We start from the raw sequence: 15,150 nt of genomic DNA, 5'->3' as shown, positions 1-15,150 counted from the left end.
AAATAAGAGAATTATCATGGAAAACGACTTTCAACTAACTCCGACTCGCCCTTATATGGTACGCGCTATTTTTGAATGGCTTGAAGACAATAACCTAACCCCACATATCATGGTCGATACGACGCAGCCCAATGTCACAGTGCCTGTCGAATATGTGCAAGATGGTCGTATCGTACTTAATATCGCCAGCCGTGCTACAGGTAATTTGGTCATTAATAATGATTTTATTAATTTTCATGCGCGATTTGGCGGTGTTTCGCAAGAATTATGGGTACCAATGCAAGCGGTGATGGGGATTTATGCCAGAGAAAATTCACAAGGCATGTTCTTTGACCCAACGGAATACGATAATGCGCCGCAATCTGAAATCAATGTCAGTCAATCAGCCGAGTCCACCGAAGCACAACGTCCAAAACGTGAGAACAAAGCAGGGTTAAAAATCTTGGATTAGTGCATTGTCACTGGCAATATGGGTTTAATTTTGTTAAAATAATCAATTACTTTTTTAGTTTTGAATAGGATAACCATAGTCATGGCACGTGTCACTGTAGAAGATTGTCTAGAAAATATCCACAACCGTTTTGATTTGATTCTTGTTGCCAGTAAACGTGCGCGCCAAATCGCACGCGGTGTATCAGAACCTATGGTTGAGCGTGAAAATGATAAACCAACCGTACTTGCCCTACGCGAAATCGCTGAAGGACTGGTGACTAAAGAGATTCTAAATCAACCTGAGCGCGAATTGCCTAACAAATTTCACCATGTCGATTTGAGCATTTCAAGTGGTCATGGATTCTAACGCTAGCTTAAGCCACTGTTAATAGTTAGCGACTATTATTTTATAAAGAGTCACCTTTTTTAGGTGACTTTTTAGTTGAATTAAACGTGGACTGGAACGTGGAATTATATGTAACTTAGCTTGACAATTCACGGTAATTTTGCGAATAATTAAGATATCTTTATAATACGTTTTTGCTAACTTTAGCTGGTTTGATGCCAGCTATTTTTATCCAACCGTTTTTTGTGATAGAGTTAACTGCTGACCAGGACAATATGAGTTTTTTAGCAGGTTAAACCTATCGATCGTACGTTGAGGGCACATTTTTGAATATATCAACTTTACCAAAATTAAGCCATCCTGATGTGGATATTGCACAGTTTGACCTAATGCGTGTATTGGATTATTTAAATGATGGCGAACAGCAAATTGTTCTCAAAGCCTGTGCTTTTGGCGACCAAGCCCATATCAAAGATAAACGCAAATCTGGCGAGCCTTATATCACCCACCCTATGGCGGTAGCGGAGATTTTGGGTAGTTTTCGCATGGATGTCGATACCATTGTGGCGGCAATTTTGCATGATACCGTGGAAGATACGCCTACCACTGAAGAAGATTTGACCCGAGAGTTTGGCAAGGCAGTTGCCCAAATCGTCAATGGTGTCACCAAATTAAAATCCTCCAATGAAAAACACATCAATAAAGCCGCGACTTTTTATCGCATTATTACCGCAACGCTAGAAGACCCGCGGGTGTTGATTGTCAAATTGGCGGACCGCTTGCACAATATGACCACCATCGAAGCGGTGCCTGAAAAAAAACAACAGGCAACCGCACAAGAAACGTTGGATTTTTATGTGCCGTTTGCTCGTACGCTTGGGCTTAATGATTTAGCCGACTATATCGAGATTTTATGTTATCGCAGCTTGAATGCGCCTATGTATAACAAGTTATCCGATAAGCTTATGCAGCATGGCTTGGGGCGCACCTTTCAACAAGAAGCTATTCATAACTATTTAAATATCGTTTTAAGCCGACTGGATGTTAAAGGTTATGTCAAAGATGTCGATAACCGTGTGACTTTGTTTCGCCAGTTCTTTAAAAATCGCGGCGAAATCACCGATTTGCTGTGGCATTATGAATTTATGCTAGTCATGGATAAAGTAGAAGACTGCGACCAAATCGCCAAGTATTTTATTAATAAATACCAAATTGCGCCTGAATGTATCGAAGACAATATCCGCCATCCACGTGCCGGGGGCAACCAATCGTTTACCATTACCTATAAAAACGACCATGACACCATCAAAGTGGTCATTCTGACGAAAACTATGCTCAAAACCACCCGTTTAGGGATTTTGATGGGTGAAGCAGCATCGCCTCTTAGCCAGTCGGTAATTCAGGCCTCTCTACGCAATCTGCAAAACTTGATTGCCGACAATGAAAGCGATATCGAAGAGCAGCCGTCTGATGCGGTGACGGTGGTCGATAAACTGATTGATTATCTTCACGAACGTAAAATTATTTGCTATACCCCAAACGGTGATGCTTATGAGTTGCCGCGCGGCTCCACAGCGCTTGACTTCGCCTATACTATCAGTACCCATATCGGTAACCGTGCAACCGGCGCTGAAATCAATGGCGTAGAAGCCAAACTGGGTACGATTTTGAAAACCGGCAATAGGGTCAAAATTCATACCGACCCCAATGCGATTCCAAAAGCGGAGTGGCTGGGTTTTGTGGCAACCAATAAAGCGCGGCGTGCCTTGTTTGAATGGTTAAAAGGCTTAAATCCAGAGCAAAAAGAGCACGAAGGTAAAACCGCCTTTGAGCGCGCGCTTAAAACGCAAAATCTTTCACTCGCTGATGTGAGTGATGAACAATGGCAATTGCTACTTGATTGGCGTGGCTTACAGGATAAAAGTGCGTTCTTTACGGAGTTTACCACAGGTAAATTGCTACCGCAGATTGCCGTTTCGCGCTTATTGACCCAAGAGCAGCTTGCCAAAAACCAAGCCAGCGCCCATGCCGCTAACCAACCGCAAAGCTTAATTGCGGATGCCGCCAATATGGAGATGAATTTTTCCAGTTGTTGTCATCCTGTGTATGGCGACCCGATTGTCGGGCATATTTCGAAAAATGGTTTGGTGGTGCATCGACACAAATGTTTTTCAATTGATGAAATTCGCCGTGTCAATGAATACCAAGTGATTCCGCTACATTGGCGAGTGTCTAACAGTGAGGATGAGATATCCAAGCGTATTTATTTTGATGCCGCGCTAAAAATTAATCAAAACCTGACCGATGAGCAAATCAGTGATTTAATCTTTATTGTACGTGATACTCAGGCGGGTTTTGAATATATCGAACAGCGTAATGGCTATACTTTGCTGTTTGTAGTGGTGCAAAGCCGTGACCAGATCGCAAGCTTAATTCAGCGCCTACGTACCTTCTTGGGCTACCCCAATATTGTAAGACTGTATCAATGGAATGACGAAGTGCTACTTTCTCAGAGCCAAAACACGTCTGCACCAAAAAATAAAGATATTTTATAAACTTATCATACTGTAATAGGAAATAATATGAGCCGTGACATCATTCATACTGACAATGCCCCTGCTGCGGTAGGCACTTATTCACAAGCCGTGAAGGTTGATAAGACTGTCTATATTTCAGGTCAAATCGGACTCGACCCAAATACCATGACCCTAGCCGATGGCTTTGTCAATCAGGCCAACCAAGTCATGTCAAACATCAATGCTATCTGCCAAGCCGCAGGCGGTTCGTTAGCCAATGTGGTGAAATTTAATGTATCCCTCACCGATTTGGCAGATTTTACTGCCTTAAATGAGATTTTTGCGACGCGCCTAACTGCCCCCTACCCTGCCCGTGCCGCGGTGCAAGTGGCTGCCTTGCCAAAAGGTGCGGTGGTCGAAATTGAAGCGATTTTGGTTTTAGATTGATTTTGGTTTTATAATGTTAACCCGCTCAAATGGAAGGTGAGTTACAAGACTTGCCTTTTTTTATGTCAAATTTTTGCCCATCTGACCACAGTTTAACGTATAGAATTGGGCTATAATTCAACCCTATAACAATTTTTAAAGGTGTGTTTTGCTAATCCAAGTTGCCTTACCTGTCCCCATTGATTCGGTTTTCGATTATCGCGTTGTGGGCGATGCGTTGCCCGCGATTGGCTGCCGCGTCCGAGTACCGTTTGGTGCGCGCAAATTGGTCGGCATTGTGGTGGCGCATATTGAGCATAGTCAGCTTACGCAAAATGCGATTAAACCTGTATTGGACATACTTGATGAGCTGCCGATTGTCGATGAGGCATTACTAAAACTCGCTTATTGGCTGTCTGCTTATTACTGCTATCCGCTTGGCGATGTGTTTTCTGTCATGCTGCCGACTTTAATTCGCCAAGGGATGACGCTCGACTACCGACAATTATGTTGGCGACAATTACGCGATGCCACTGACGAGGATTTTTCCGCCAGTGCAAAAAAACAACGCCAACAATTTGCTTTATGTGAATTGGTCATCAACTCGCATGGCAATTCGCATAGTAATTCGCATAGCAATGACACAAAGCTTGTAACTGAGTTTGCGCTATTAGACAATGGTGTCGAACCTGCTTATTTAAAAAAATTTGAGCAAAAAGGTCTGATTGCGCCTGTTTACCAAATGCCATCTTTACCCAAGCTTGCTAAGCTCGCCACCACGCCGCTCACCTTAAATTTACAGCAACAACAAGCGGTGCAAAAAATCAGCCGCGCCTGCCAGCAGCCACACTATGAAGGTTTTTTGCTCAATGGCATTACGGGAAGTGGCAAGACCGAAGTGTATTTGCAAGTGATGCAAACGGTACTGGCGCAAGGCAAACAAGTGCTAATCTTAGTGCCAGAAATTGGGCTTACCCCACAGACCAGACAGCGATTTGCCGAACGATTTGAAGCCCAAGTATTGATGCTACATTCGGGACTTAATGACACCGTGCGGCTTGATGGTTGGCAACAATGCCGACTGGGCTATGCGCAAATTATTATCGGTACCCGTTCGTCAGTGTTATACCCATTTGCCAATTTAGGGCTGATTATTGTCGATGAATCGCATGACCAATCTTACAAACAGCAAGACTCACTGCGCTATCACGCCAGTGACGTGGCGCTCTATCGTGGTTTTCAGCTTAATTGTCCGGTAATTTTAGGCACCGCGACGCCATCGCTTGAAAGCCTGTATTTGGTCCAACAAGGTAAACTCACCGAGCTTACTTTGACCCAGCGTGCAGGTGACGCCAAACCTGCCATCATGCAGTTGATTGATGCGCGCCAACAGGCATGGCAAAACGGTTTGGCGCAAAGCTTAATTCAAGCCATTCGGCAAACGTTGGATAAAGATGAGCAAGTATTGGTATTTTTAAACCGTCGTGGCTACGCGCCCATCTTATTGTGTGATGCTTGTGGCTGGCAAGCAGACTGCCCGCGCTGTGATGCGCATTTGACAGTGCATTTTCAGCCAGTGGCAATGCTAAAATGCCACCACTGCGATTGGCAGCAAGCCATCCCGACACATTGCCCTAGCTGTGGTAGTAGCAATCTTGACCCTGTGGGCATGGGTACGGCGCGGATGGTTGAAGGGTTAACTGAGCTTTTCCCCGATGTGCCTGTGATTCAGATTGACCGCGATACCACGCGTAAAAAAAACAGTTGGGAGCAAGTGTATCAGCGTATTGCTGATAACCCCAAAGCCATTTTGGTGGGCACGCAAATGGTGGCAAAAGGGCATCATTTCCCCAATGTGACCTTGGTGGCAATCCCCAATGCTGACCGTGGTTTTTTATCCTCAGATTTTCGCTCACCTGAGCATACCGCCCAGCTGATTATCCAAGTGGCAGGTCGTGCAGGTCGTGCCGATAAAGCAGGTCTGGTACTGATACAAACCCTGCAACCTGAAAATCCTGCGTTACTGACTTTGGTACGTGAAGGATATCTGAGTTTTGCCCAGCAATTATTGGTTGAGCGGCGCATGTTGGGATTGCCGCCATTTACTTACGCTTGTTTGGTACGGGTGGAAAGCAAATCGTTAGAAAACAATCAGCAAATTTTGCATCAAGCGATTGCGCTATTGCCATCACGCCAGCACATGACAGCCTTGGGTATTGCGATTAATGGCCCGGTGGATGCGCCAATGGCAAAGAAGAACAGTCGCTATCACTCGCATTTATTGATTTTGACCAAAACACGCCACGTTCGCCAGCAGCTATTGTCGGACTGGTGGCGACAGACGATTGCATTGCCATCGGCAAAGTATGCCAGAGTATCGATTGACATTGATCCGATGAGCTGGTCCTAACCTGACTTGCAAAACCATTGCTTTTGCTAAAGCGCTTATTTCACGCTGATGTTTGAATGGGCTTTTTTCAAGTCGCTGATTGGGCTACAATTTAGCTAATTTTTACCATTAATTAGGGTAAGTAAATAACAATGACCCCAAAACCGCTTCAAGATTCAAAGCAGCCCACTGGCGCGCACCTTGACGACCCTCATGACCCGCATCATGAGCAGCCTAATGCGCATGGTCATGGCAACAATCACCGCCATGATAACGCTGACCACAATCATAGTCATAGTCATAGTCACAGCCATACGGATAATCAGCATATCGTCACGATAGCGTTTGCCATCATTGCCAGCTATATGATTGTTGAAGTCATCGGCGGTTATATTACTGGCAGTTTGGCGTTGTTATCAGATGCAGGTCATATGTTTAGTGATGCGGTGTCACTTGCCATGACTTTGTTTGCATTTATCATCGGTAAAAAATCTGCTACCTCCCATAAAACTTTTGGCTATCGCCGTTTTGAGATTTTGATTGCACTCATCAATGGTCTGACGCTACTGATTATCAGTGCAGGTATTATCTATGAAGCGGTGCTGCGTTTTCAGCAGCCGCCACAAATCGCCACCACGGGTATGCTAGTTATCAGTACTATTGGGCTTATCGTCAATTTGGTGGTCGCCAAACTGATGCACGGTGGTGATACCGATAATCTCAATATGAAAAGCGCTTATTTACATGTATTAAGTGACTTACTAGGCTCGGTGGCTGCGATTATTGCTGCTATTGTGATTATGCTGTTTGGCTGGGTGTGGGCAGATGCGGCAGTGAGTATTTTGGTGGCGCTACTGATTGTTCGTAGTGGCTATGCTGTCGTCAAAAATGCCGCCCATATTTTGATGGAAGGCGCGCCCAATCATATTGACCAAAGCGTTATTATAGACACCCTCTCTGCCCACCCAAACGTGTTATCTGTTCATGATTTACACGTCTGGACGATTACCAGCGGCTTACATAGTTTATCTTGTCATATCATTGTCCCAAGCTCGCTTACCCTGCAGCAAACTGATGCGCTATTATCAGACTTACAGCATGAGTTACAGCATTTAGGCATTGGGCACAGTACCATTCAATTTGAGAGTGATTTGCATGCGCACTCCGCGCAGTTTAATTGTGACATTACCAGCACACCCCCTGTCCATGCGCATGCGCACGCGCACTAACCGAATTTTTGACCCGAAGTGCAAAAAGTCGATGTTGCCGTTCAGCGTTTTTAGTTTTTGTTTTGTGGGGTTTGCTGGTTGCTTGCTTAACTTTTCTTACGATTAATTGCGTAATAGTGCGCATTACTTAGGCTAAATATGTTAGGATGAATCAGCACCATGCTGTGGCAAGCGTTGTTTGCTAAACGCTTGCTAAACGTTTGCCAAACAATTAAACATCTGTATTTAATATCTATATCAGATTTCTATTAAATCTATATAAAAATCATTAGCTTACTGGAGGTAAACGCGTATGACACACCGTTCTGCACCTTTCGTGGCACCCAATTTGCATCTCACCCAATCTGATGGCTCAGACAACTCAGATAATGGCAATCCCTCAGCATTGCTGGTCGATGAAAAGGCGCATAAAAAACAGGTCAAGTTATTGCTGTCCACCTTGCAAGCTGATATTGCCCAGTTTCGGGATAATTTTTTTCCGCCGCCCTATCTCACCCAAATTCAAGACTTGCCTATTTATGCAGGCAATTTGGCAGAGGTGCAAAGCTATGAGCAAACTTGGCAAGGGTTGATTGATCGCGCCAAAGGGTTTTATCCCTCGGCAGGACTGCCGCCTGATTATCTGCCATTACCCGCAAGCCTTGAGATACCGCAGTTTATTTATCATGTGCAAAAACTGCATTTGACCCGTACCAAAGCCAAAGAATCCAAAAATTTTGGGTCAGTGGGTGCACTGGTTGAAAAATGCGGTCCGTATGAGGATGCCCAGTTGATGGCGATGGAAAATGCCCTAGCCAAAGGCGAAGACGTGCGGCTGGTGGCGCATCGTGAATTTATTGATTTACGCGCTTATGTGTTTTGTCGCAATCCCAAAGGTGAATTGCTAGAGCCTGAACGGATTCGTTTTTATCGCACAGGTTTGGTGATTCAAACATTAGCAGACTTTAAAGTGGTGGACAGTCGGCAAACTCCCCGTAAAAAACGCAATGACGCCTATAAAAATGCGATTGCGGATAACGGGATTTGGAAAATTTTTGTCAAAAATTAAAAATAATTGAGGTTTTGTATGTTTGTGCTTGCTGCCAGTGCTGATAGTTCTATGATGCTTGACGCAACTATCTTCTTGGGTGCGGCAGTGATTTTGATACCGCTTGCGAAGCGTTTTGGTATCGCAACGGTTTTGGGTTATTTGTTTACAGGCTTATTGCTGGGTCCAAGTTTTTTAAAAGTTGCGGGTAACCCCGATGACTTGCTGCATTTTTCTGAATTTGGGGTAGTACTACTGTTATTTATTATTGGCTTAGAGCTACAGCCCTCTCGGCTTTGGGCACTGCGGCAACAGATTTTTGTGTTAGGCGGGCTGCAGGTCATTGTCACGGGCGTGGTGTTGATGCTGCTATCGTGGTATCTTTTAGATATTCGGCTATCAAATAGCTTTGTCATCGGTTTTGGCTTGGCGCTGTCATCAACGGCGTTTGTGTTGCAGTTATTGGGTGAAAAAAAGCAGCTTGCCACCACGCATGGTCAGCAAGCCTTTACTATTTTATTGTTTCAAGATATCGCGGTTATTCCTTTACTTGCCGCATTGCCATTTTTGTCGGGCGCGCAAGAGCAAAATTACGATTGGATTTATTTTGCCAAAGTCATCAGTATTTTTGCTGGCATGATATTTGTCAGTCGGTTTGTGGTACGTCCTTTCTTTAAGTTTGTGGCTTCTAGTAACGCCACCGAGCTGCTCACCGCCACGGCGTTATTTATCGTACTGGGTGTGTCGCTATTGATGAATTATATAGGCTTGTCAATGGCACTTGGGGCATTTTTAACCGGGGTGCTACTGGCTGACTCCGAATACCGCCACGAGTTAGAGGCAAGTATTGAGCCATTTAAGGGGTTGCTGCTTGGGCTGTTTTTTATGTCAGTCGGTATGCTCACCAACGTAAAATTAATTGTCGCCAAGCCCTTTCTCATCATTGGTTTGGCAGTATTGCTGATGCTCATTAAGTTTGTGGTGCTGACAATCATTGCGCGGCTCATGGGCAACAAAAACGAAAGCAGTATCCGTCTTGGGGTGACGCTAGCGCAAGGCGGGGAATTTGCGTTTGTACTGTTTAGCGTGGCGACCGCCCAGCATCTGTTAACCCGTGAACAACAAAATATTCTAAACCTTGTGGTGACTGTCTCAATGGCCATGACGCCACTGGCATTTTTATTACTGGAAAAAATTGGCAATCCGATATTTGCTAAAGCTAAGCCCAGTAAAGAATACGACAAAATACCCAATCATGAGCACGCAGTGGTGATTGCAGGATTTGGACGTGTCGGGCAAATCATCGGTCGTGTGCTACGCATGCACAATATTGAATTTACCGCGATTGAAAAATCTGCCAACCAAGTCGATTTCGTCCGCAAATTTGGTAACCAAGTATACTATGGCAATCCCCAAAATCCTGAAATCCTACGCGCAGCAGGGCTTCAACGAGCCAAAGTTTTTATTATTGCCATTGGTGATATCGAGCTGTCTGCTACGGTGGCCGATTATGTGGTACGCAATTATCCGCATCTGACCATCTTGGCACGTGCCAAAAACCGTGAGCATTATTATCGTTTGCGCGATGCGGGGGTTAAGTATATTTGGCGAGAAACCTACCTATCTTCGCTGGATATGTCACGCGAAACCTTGGAAGTATTGGGCATGGCACCACAAACTGCCCGAAAAACCGTGCAAATGTTCCGCGATTATGATGACGCGTTGATTGAACGGCAGCGCGCCATCTATGAAGATGAAGCCGAGATGATTGCCTCAGCACAATCGGCGATTCAAGAACTCGAAAGCTTATTTGATAGCGATATGACCACCGCGAAACATGAACTCCATAAAGACAAAGAGCGGTTTGAAAAATTGGCCGAGGAATCCTACTCGCAAACAAAAAAATAACCCAAAAAAACCATCAAAAGAAACGAACATTTAAAATGTTAAAAATCATAAGGAGTACAAGCATGCAAATCCGTGTCGTACAACAAGATATTACGACCCTAGCTGTTGATGCGATTGTCAACGCTGCCAACAATTCATTGCTCGGTGGCGGCGGGGTTGATGGCGCTATTCACCGTAAAGCAGGCACGTCACTGCTTGCGGCTTGTCGAGTGATTCATGATGAGCAAGGCGGTTGTCCTACTGGCAAAGCCGTGATTACCCCTGCAGGGAATTTACCCGCCAAATATGTGATTCACACCGTCGGACCTGTTTGGCATGGCGGACAGTCAAATGAGTCAGCGCTACTAGCAAGTTGTTACACCGAATCGCTGAAACTTGCTGAGCAAAACGGCGTTAAAACCATTGCTTTTCCCAATATTTCAACGGGTGTGTATCGTTTTCCAAAACAACAAGCCGCACAAATTGCGGTAAACACCGTAAAAGATTTCGTCAAGCAAAACGAAAATCATGAATTTGAAGACATTATCTTTGTCTGTTTTGATGCAGAAAATTATCAGCTTTATCTAAATTTAGTCCAACCCGAAAATTAAAATATGCAAATTTTACATGATGGCGAAGCCTTAACTATCGCAAAGCAGTATCTGAACGCAATGTCCAAATCCATGGGCGACTGCCAACTTGCAATCATGAAAAATGAAACAATAAACCGCCTTAAGGGTGCATGATATGAGAGCCTACACACACTGCCACCAGACCTGCCAACGGGCGATTGTGTATAAATCTTGGGTCATTTTTGCCGACAATCATTGGCCATATTTACAAAAATTAACAATTCAATTTTGATAAAAAACAGCCTAATTTTAGACTGTTTTTTTAATGTTTTTTGATTAACAAGGGCATCGCTTCATGCCACCGCCATTACTCGGGTAGCGCGCATCGACGCAGTAGCGAAAAAAGGTCTTTTCATCCATCGGCTCTAGGTCAGGATGCTGCTCCTGCATATGGCTAACGTAGGTCGTATAATCAGGGACACCGACCATCAAACGAAAGCTTTGTTGCATCCGTTTGACCAGCGTGATTAGGCGGGTCATATTTTTTGGGCTAAAAATTACCTCCTTTTGCGCCTTTAAGGTCATTTTAATCAAGTTAGCGATTAACGCGTTATTACTCATGTGACTCTCCTTCTATCTGCGTAGCATGGTTTTGGTGAAATCAAAGCAATTGCACAATACAATATTGTGCAATTGCTGGTAATTTTTCACTAATGCGGTGCAGAAATATTCAAGGGTTTTGGATCTTCATAAATCGCCTCACCTTCAACCACAGTAGGTTTATCACTTGCCAAGGCTTTTGTTAATGCGCGAATCGTACCGAAAATCATGACAATCATCACAATCATAAAGAAGCCACAAAGCACGGCATCCACATAGTTTGAGAATACGATGGTTTGCATCTCATCCAAGGTTTTGGCAGGTTTTAACACTTCACCTTTGGCAATCGCGGCGCTGTATTTGTGCGCTTGCGCCAAGAAACCAATCGCTGGGTTTTCATGGAAGATTTTTTGCCAACCCGCTGTCAGACAGGTAATCAATAAGAAAACCGTGGGTGCCACAGTGACCCAAGCATACTTTTGTTTTTTCATTTTAAATAAAACTGCAGTGCCTAGGGTCAATGCCATGGCTGCCAAGATTTGGTTACCGATGCCAAACAGCGGCCACAATGAGTTAATGCCCCCAAGCGGATCAATCACGCCTTGGTAGACAAAGAATCCCCAAGCGGCTACTGCAATCAAAGTCGCAAGCAAATGCACGCCGAGATTGGTTGAGCCACGTACCGATGGCACCACGATGCCAATCGTGTCTTGTACCATAAAACGACAAGCACGCGTCCCTGCATCCACGGCAGTCAAAATAAACAAGGCTTCGAATAAAATCGCAAAATGATACCAAAACCCCATCATCGCGGTACTACCAAAGATAGACGATAGGATATGTGCCATCCCAATTGCAAAGGTCGGTGCACCGCCTGTCCGTGAGATAATGGAGCTCTCACCCACTTGCTGCGCTAGTGTCGTAAGCGCATCGGGGGTAATTACAAACCCCAATTTTTGGATAGCGGCTGCAGCTGTCTCGGGTGTCGTACCTAAAAGCGCTGCTGGGGCATTAATCGCAAAATACATACCAGGGTCAAGAATGGTGGCACAGATCATTGCCATGATACCAACCATCGACTCCATGAGCATACCACCATAACCAATGGCGCGAGTATCTACTTCATTGTCCACAAGTTTTGGGGTCGTCCCACTCGATACCAAGGCGTGAAAACCAGAGATAGCACCACAAGCAATGGTAATAAACAAGAACGGAAATAACCCACCTTTGAATACCGGACCTGTACCATCGATAAATTTGGTAACCGCAGGCATTTTTAACTCTGGCATGGTAAAGACAATCGCCACTGCCAAACCCGCAATCACCCCTATTTTTAAAAAAGTAGATAAATAATCACGCGGCGCAAGCAGCAGCCACACAGGCAATACCGATGCCACCACACCATAAATCATCAAAGCCCAAGTCAGCTGGGTACCTGTCAAGGTAAACAATTCAGCCATCGCAGGGTCTTTGGCAATATCGCCACCAAATACAATCGCCGCCATCATCAACACAAAGCCGATGATAGACACTTCCATGATTTTACCTGGGCGTAAATAACGCATGTAGATGCCCATCAGTAGCGCGATAGGAATCGTTGCCGCGATGGTAAATAGCCCCCAAGGACTGTGTGCCAATGCTTTGACGACTACCAGTGCCAGTACTGCAAGAATAATGACCATCACGCCGAGTGCACCGAGCATCACCGTAATACCCGTAAAAGTACCCAGCTCGTCTTTTGCCATTTCACCCAGTGACTTGCCATCACGGCGGGTCGAGATAAATAGTACAGTAAAATCTTGTACCGCACCTGCAAATACCACACCAATGATGAGCCATAGCGTACCTGGCAAATAACCCATTTGTGCCGCTAAGATAGGACCGACTAAAGGACCTGCCCCAGCAATCGCAGCAAAGTGGTGACCAAATAAGACGTATTTATTGGTAGGTACATAATCTAAGCCATCTTTTAGGCGATGAGCGGGTGTCACGCGGCGGGGATTGAGTTCAAAGACTTTTTTGGCGATAAATAAGCTATAGTAGCGATAAGCAATGCTATACGAACACACGGCAGCGGCGACGAGCCACACCGCATTGATACTTTCGCCGCGGTGCAGGGCGATTGTCCCTAATGCCACTGCGCCAATAACTGCAACAAGTAACCATACTATCTTTGATAGCATGGGGGAGTTACTTGTCATTGCGGAATTTGTCTGCATGTCAACTCCTTTTTATATAAGGTCATCCTGGGGTAGAGATAAAAGCAATTATCTTCAACTGAACTAAATTAACATGTAATTACGTTAAATAATCATTGCTAGTTTTTTGTAATATTTTGCAAATTGTAACATGGATTAATGGTTATTCGTCATTCAATGTATCACTGTTACCCAATATATACTAAATTTACTGGCTTTAGCCTGCGCCGTTGTTTGATATAATGAGCCAATCAGCTTAAAAGCCTGTATATTTTAGCGTATATTTTTTGACCAGTTTTACAAACTTAATCTACCAAGTCACTACTACGGCATTTATTTTTGCATTTTTTATGTATTTTTTTATGAAACATACCATATGAAACCAATCCAAAATCATAAGCCCCAAATGTTTGACCCAACAGCCAAAATGACCTCGGTTGATACTGCCAGTAAGGATAGTGGCAGTAATGCCGATGCCAATCTGCTGCATCAGTCAACCGTAACACTTGAAGGCATGCCAAAGGTGAGCGAGTTGCAAAAACTGCAATCAAATAACCGTACAGCGCGTAAGCCTTTTCAATGGCAGTTTTTGTTGCCGCAATATTGGGGGATTTGGCTTGGGGTTGCGCTAATTTTGCCATTGATTTATTTGCCGTTGCGCTATCAATTTAAAATCGGTCATTTTTTGGGAAAATCGTTATTTGGACTGATTAAAAGCCGCCGAGCCGATACTTTGATCAATTTGTCATTGGCGTTTCCAGAGCTCAGCGAAGATCAGCGTTTAGAGATGGCAGAGAAGATTTTTATCAATGCCGGTGTGGGTGTGTTTGAAAGCCTGTGTGCGTGGTATCGACCTGATGTATTTACCCGCTGTGTCACTGTATCAGGGCTGCAACATGTCAAAAACGCCCAATCGCAAGGTAAAGCGGTGATTTTACTCGGTATCCATTCGACTTTGCTCGATTTGGGTGGACGGCTGACCACCATGTTCACCCCGCTGGATGTGGTGTATCGACCGCAAAACAATGCGCTGCTTGATTGGTTTATTTTTAATGCTCGCTCCAAGGTTTATAGCGACCAAATCAGTCATCGCGATATGCGCCATTTTGCCAAAAATCTCAAAGACAACCATGTGGTATGGATCACCCCCGACCAAGATTTTGGGCTAAAACAAGGCGTAATGGCAGACTTTTTTGGGGTGCCCGCTGCCACCTTGACCGCACCACGTCGCATGGCAAAACTGGGCAATAAAGCCAATCCACCTGCCGTGATGATGTTGCATTTTTATCGGGAAACCCCGGATGAGATGCCAAAAGGTCGCAAACCGCATTATCACATCATCTTCTCGCCTGTCATTGACAACTACCCAACCGAAGATGAGTTAGCAGATGCCAAACGCATCAATCAGCTATTAGAAAATTATATCCGTATCGACCCGACCCAATACATGTGGTTTCATCGGCGCTATAAAACTCAGCCTACTGGTATCCGCTATTACCGCTAATATTACTCATTTGGCTCAAGGGGC

At 44.7% G+C, this 15,150-nt stretch carries 12 protein-coding genes and 1 pseudogene; 10 read left to right on the top strand and 3 right to left on the bottom strand.

The window, feature by feature from the left end; genetic code table 11:
• Window positions 1–13 precede the first annotated feature (13 nt).
• The 9 genes from H9W84_RS03830 (at window position 14) to H9W84_RS03790 (ending at window position 10,863) form a co-directional block, all read left to right on the top strand.
• The gene (locus tag H9W84_RS03830) at window positions 14–451 is read left to right on the top strand and encodes a ClpXP protease specificity-enhancing factor (protein WP_476739039.1); all 438 of its coding nucleotides are present in this window, start codon (window positions 14–16) and stop codon (window positions 449–451) included.
• An 81-nt stretch (window positions 452–532) separates the two neighbouring features.
• Entirely contained in the window at window positions 533–799 is a 267-nt protein-coding gene (gene rpoZ, locus H9W84_RS03825; RefSeq protein ID WP_036601878.1) for a DNA-directed RNA polymerase subunit omega, read from the top strand.
• A gap of 368 nt (window positions 800–1,167) precedes the next feature.
• On the top strand, window positions 1,168–3,333 hold the full coding sequence (locus tag H9W84_RS03820; protein WP_239743627.1) for an HD domain-containing protein: 2,166 nt from the start codon (window positions 1,168–1,170) through the stop codon (window positions 3,331–3,333).
• Window positions 3,334–3,360: 27 nt separating this feature from the next.
• A complete protein-coding gene (locus H9W84_RS03815; protein WP_239741774.1) occupies window positions 3,361–3,741 on the top strand; it encodes a Rid family detoxifying hydrolase in 381 nt (126 codons plus the stop codon).
• A 148-nt stretch (window positions 3,742–3,889) separates the two neighbouring features.
• Entirely contained in the window at window positions 3,890–6,130 is a 2,241-nt protein-coding gene (locus H9W84_RS03810) for a primosomal protein N' (RefSeq protein WP_239741772.1), read from the top strand.
• A gap of 131 nt (window positions 6,131–6,261) precedes the next feature.
• Window positions 6,262–7,338, top strand: coding sequence for a cation diffusion facilitator family transporter (locus H9W84_RS03805; RefSeq protein ID WP_239741770.1), 1,077 nt, complete (start codon window positions 6,262–6,264; stop codon window positions 7,336–7,338).
• A 292-nt stretch (window positions 7,339–7,630) separates the two neighbouring features.
• Entirely contained in the window at window positions 7,631–8,386 is a 756-nt protein-coding gene (locus H9W84_RS03800; protein ID WP_239741768.1) for a hypothetical protein, read from the top strand.
• Between the two features lie 18 nt (window positions 8,387–8,404).
• Window positions 8,405–10,273 (top strand): monovalent cation:proton antiporter-2 (CPA2) family protein, encoded by a 1,869-nt coding sequence (locus H9W84_RS03795; protein WP_239741766.1) that lies wholly within the window; start codon window positions 8,405–8,407, stop codon window positions 10,271–10,273.
• A gap of 62 nt (window positions 10,274–10,335) precedes the next feature.
• Window positions 10,336–10,863, top strand: a complete 528-nt coding sequence (locus H9W84_RS03790) for an O-acetyl-ADP-ribose deacetylase (RefSeq protein ID WP_095355714.1) — start codon at window positions 10,336–10,338, stop codon at window positions 10,861–10,863.
• A 124-nt stretch (window positions 10,864–10,987) separates the two neighbouring features.
• Here the strand turns inward: H9W84_RS03790 and H9W84_RS03785 are convergent.
• The 3 genes and pseudogenes from H9W84_RS03785 to H9W84_RS03775 all read right to left on the bottom strand — a co-directional run.
• Window positions 10,988–11,074, bottom strand: a pseudogene (locus H9W84_RS03785) (hypothetical protein); the annotation flags it as partial.
• Window positions 11,075–11,160: 86 nt separating this feature from the next.
• Window positions 11,161–11,445 (bottom strand): YbdD/YjiX family protein, encoded by a 285-nt coding sequence (locus tag H9W84_RS03780; protein ID WP_239741764.1) that lies wholly within the window; start codon window positions 11,443–11,445, stop codon window positions 11,161–11,163.
• Window positions 11,446–11,534: 89 nt separating this feature from the next.
• A complete protein-coding gene (locus tag H9W84_RS03775; protein WP_413816270.1) occupies window positions 11,535–13,625 on the bottom strand; it encodes a carbon starvation CstA family protein in 2,091 nt (696 codons plus the stop codon).
• A 511-nt stretch (window positions 13,626–14,136) separates the two neighbouring features.
• Here H9W84_RS03775 and H9W84_RS03770 point away from each other — a divergent pair.
• Entirely contained in the window at window positions 14,137–15,126 is a 990-nt protein-coding gene (locus H9W84_RS03770) for an LpxL/LpxP family acyltransferase (protein WP_239743624.1), read from the top strand.
• Window positions 15,127–15,150: the final 24 nt, after the last annotated feature.

It is taken from the genome of Moraxella tetraodonis (assembly GCF_022359095.1).
In the GTDB taxonomy this organism is placed as follows: Bacteria; Pseudomonadota; Gammaproteobacteria; order Pseudomonadales; family Moraxellaceae; genus Faucicola; species Faucicola tetraodonis.
The sequence above is the reverse complement of the archived record's forward strand: the minus strand, read 5'-3'. Positions and strand labels throughout refer to the sequence as shown.

What these genes read in the sequence shown, in the direction of transcription:
- H9W84_RS03780 (WP_239741764.1), bottom strand. Translation starts at nt 11,445, where the DNA reads ATGAGTAATAACGCGTTAATCGCTAACTTGATTAAAATGACCTTAAAG.
- rpoZ (WP_036601878.1), top strand. Translation starts at nt 533, where the DNA reads ATGGCACGTGTCACTGTAGAAGATTGTCTAGAAAATATCCACAACCGT.
- H9W84_RS03790 (WP_095355714.1), top strand. Translation starts at nt 10,336, where the DNA reads ATGCAAATCCGTGTCGTACAACAAGATATTACGACCCTAGCTGTTGAT.
- H9W84_RS03805 (WP_239741770.1), top strand. Translation starts at nt 6,262, where the DNA reads ATGACCCCAAAACCGCTTCAAGATTCAAAGCAGCCCACTGGCGCGCAC.
- H9W84_RS03775 (WP_413816270.1), bottom strand. Translation starts at nt 13,625, where the DNA reads ATGACAAGTAACTCCCCCATGCTATCAAAGATAGTATGGTTACTTGTT.
- H9W84_RS03815 (WP_239741774.1), top strand. Translation starts at nt 3,361, where the DNA reads ATGAGCCGTGACATCATTCATACTGACAATGCCCCTGCTGCGGTAGGC.
- H9W84_RS03770 (WP_239743624.1), top strand. Translation starts at nt 14,137, where the DNA reads ATGCCAAAGGTGAGCGAGTTGCAAAAACTGCAATCAAATAACCGTACA.
- H9W84_RS03795 (WP_239741766.1), top strand. Translation starts at nt 8,405, where the DNA reads ATGTTTGTGCTTGCTGCCAGTGCTGATAGTTCTATGATGCTTGACGCA.
- H9W84_RS03820 (WP_239743627.1), top strand. Translation starts at nt 1,168, where the DNA reads ATGCGTGTATTGGATTATTTAAATGATGGCGAACAGCAAATTGTTCTC.
- H9W84_RS03800 (WP_239741768.1), top strand. Translation starts at nt 7,631, where the DNA reads ATGACACACCGTTCTGCACCTTTCGTGGCACCCAATTTGCATCTCACC.